This window comes from Bacteroides sp., from assembly GCF_019417265.1.
Classification (GTDB): domain Bacteria; phylum Bacteroidota; class Bacteroidia; order Bacteroidales; family Bacteroidaceae; genus Phocaeicola.
The window spans coordinates 1-2856 of record NZ_DXVR01000167.1 but is presented as its reverse complement, the minus strand read 5'-3'; the positions used below and the strand labels follow the sequence as shown (position 1 = coordinate 2856).

Annotated in this window: 3 protein-coding genes; all 3 read left to right on the top strand. The window is 41.0% G+C overall.

Features of this window, described 5'->3' with window-relative positions; translation table 11 throughout:
- Nucleotides 1-50: 50 nt before the first annotated feature.
- Genes QZ379_RS12535 through QZ379_RS12525 form a run of 3 tightly spaced genes read left to right on the top strand, consistent with a single transcriptional unit; the run spans nucleotide 51 to nucleotide 2721 of the window.
- Nucleotides 51-734, top strand: coding sequence for a rhomboid family intramembrane serine protease (locus tag QZ379_RS12535; RefSeq protein ID WP_182423698.1), 684 nt, complete (start codon nucleotides 51-53; stop codon nucleotides 732-734).
- Nucleotides 715-1605 carry a rhomboid family intramembrane serine protease gene (locus QZ379_RS12530; RefSeq protein WP_007661930.1) on the top strand — a complete coding sequence of 297 codons (891 nt, stop codon included), beginning with the start codon at nucleotides 715-717 and terminating at the stop codon, nucleotides 1603-1605. Before QZ379_RS12535 ends, QZ379_RS12530 begins: the two co-directional genes overlap by 20 nt.
- A 15-nt stretch (nucleotides 1606-1620) precedes the next feature.
- Entirely contained in the window at nucleotides 1621-2721 is a 1101-nt protein-coding gene (locus QZ379_RS12525; protein WP_186973432.1) for an endonuclease/exonuclease/phosphatase family protein, read from the top strand.
- The last annotated feature ends 135 nt before the right edge of the window (nucleotides 2722-2856 follow it).

Below are 2856 nucleotides of genomic sequence, written 5' to 3'. Positions count from 1 at the left end.
GAACAGAATTTATTCGTATTTTTGCAACTCAATGAATGAAATAACAGATTATGAATGCCATACCAACAGTTACTAAGAACCTATTAATCATTAATGTACTGGTCTTTCTTGCGACCATTGTTGCTCAAAGTTACGGCCTGGATTTAGCCCGTTATCTAGGACTTCACTTTTTTCTTGCCGATAATTTTAATATAGCACAACTCATCACATACATGTTCATGCATGGAGGCTTTACGCATCTATTTTTTAACATGTTCGCTTTGTGGATGTTCGGTCGTATCCTCGAACAAGTGTGGGGACCGAAACGTTTTCTATTTTACTACCTGATATGTGGCATCGGCGCAGGATTTATACAGGAAATCGTTCAATATGTACATTACGAAATGGTGCTTTCTACATACACCAGCGTCAACACGGGCTATTCTGTCATTCCGATGGGAGAGTATCTCAACATGATGACTACTGTAGGAGCATCGGGAGCTATATATGCCATCCTGCTAGGATTCGGAATGCTGTTCCCCAATCAGCCGTTATTTATCTTCCCGCTGCCATTCCCGATCAAGGCTAAGTATTTCGTTATCGGATACGCATTGATTGAACTGTATGCAGGATTTGCTAACAATCCGGGTGACAATGTAGCTCATTTTGCACACTTGGGTGGTATGATATTCGGTTTTATACTGATCATGTATTGGAGAAAAAAAGACAGAGGAAATGGGTACTATTACAACTGATCTTAAAGAAGCTTTTCGGAGAGGGAATATTTATATCCAACTGATTTATATCAACGTAGCCGTCTTTGTGGTTACTACGCTGACGGAAGTTATTTTGCAGCTATTCAACCGTAGTCTTGGAGGGGTATTTGAATGGTTGGAGCTTCCTGCTTCATTTACACAATTCATCATACAGCCTTGGTCGCTGTTCACATACATGTTTATGCATGCAGGTTTTCTGCATATTCTGTTCAACATGCTATGGCTATATTGGTTTGGCGCATTGTTCCTGATGTTCTTCTCTGCAAAGCATTTGCGGGGAGTTTATATATTGGGAGGTATTTGCGGCGGATTGCTGTACATGGTGGCATATAACGTTTTTCCGTATTTCCGTCCGATGGTTGACTACTCATTTATGCTGGGAGCATCTGCTTCTGTGCTTGCTATTGTAGCTGCGACCGCATATCGTGAGCCGAACTACCCGATACGATTATTCCTATTTGGCACGATACGACTGAAATATCTGGCACTGATTGTTATCGGTACTGATTTACTGTTCATCACATCCAGCAATGCAGGTGGACATATCGCCCATTTGGGTGGCGCATTAGCAGGAGTCTGGTTTGCAGCAGGATTGAGTAAAGGCAGAGACATTACGTCCTGGATTAATAAGATTCTGGATGCTATCGTTTCAGTATTCAGCTTCAAGCCTCGCAAACCCAAAATGAAAGTGCATTATGGTAACAGTCGTCAGAAAGACTACGATTACAACGCCCGCAAGAAAGTTCAGTCAGAAGAAATAGATCGCATCCTCGATAAACTAAAAAAATCGGGATACGAAAGCCTGACTACGGAAGAAAAGAAAAGTCTTTTCGACGCGAGCAAACGATAATATAGAAATATGGGAATAAGGCATATTGGCAGATTCGTCGCTTATCTGATTTTAGCGGTCAACATTTTCTTTATAGGTTTGTTGCTCCTCACCGCTTACAGCCCGCACATCAAGCCGGCCGCACATCCTATGGAGTCCTGTCTCGGACTGACGTTCCCTATCTTTCTGGTAATCAACATTTGTTTTCTTGTTTTTTGGCTTATCATCCAGAATTATAAGTTTGCATTAGTCACATTGATAAGCCTTCTTCTATGCTACCCACAGATACGGACTTATTTTCCTATTAATTTTCATACGAACAAGTTACCGGAAAACAGTTTCAAAGTTTTATCGTACAATATAATGGGATTCGATGGAGCCGTCAAGAAAGACGGAGAAAACCCTATTTTAAATTATCTGAAGAACAGTGGAGCAGACATCCTATGCCTGCAAGAGTACCAGACCATTGAATCTTCTCATTACCTCAGCCAGAAAGATGTTGAGAAAGCTCTGAAAGATTATCCTTATCATAAGATTCAAACTGTAGGAAGCGGAAAAGGCCATACCAACCGGATAGCCTGTTATTCCAAATACCCCATACTTTCGTCCCGCAGATTAGATTATGCCAGCGAATACAATGGCTCTGCGGTTTATGAGCTAAAAATAGGGGAAGATACTGTAATGCTTATCAACAACCATCTGGAATCTAATAAACTGACGAAAGAAGATAAAGTTGTCTATGAAAGTATGCTCAAATCTCCCGAAACGAAAAAGGTAAAAAGCGGTGCCCGCCTGCTTATCCGCAAACTGGCAGAAGCTTCTGCCATCCGTGGTTCGCAAGCCGACAGCATCGCACAAGAAATTGCAGCGTCACAGCACCCTTACATTATCGTATGCGGTGACTTTAACGATACACCCATCTCCTACGCTCACAGAGTTATCGGCCAAGGACTGAATGACACTTTCACACAATCGGGTCGCGGACTGGGTATCTCTTACAATCAAAACAAATTCTACTTCAGGATTGACAATATCCTGGCAAGTAAAAATCTAAAATCTTATAACTGTACGGTAGACCGATCTATAAAAGAGTCTGACCATTATCCAATCTGGTGTTATCTGAAGAAAAAAGAATAAAATGATTAATATCTAATACTTAAAACTATGTTTAAGAAGTGTATTTTTATTTTAGCTACAACTTGTATGATGTACTCCTGTACCACACAAACGGAAACAAATCCGTTTTTGTCTGAGTTCCAAACCGAACATGGC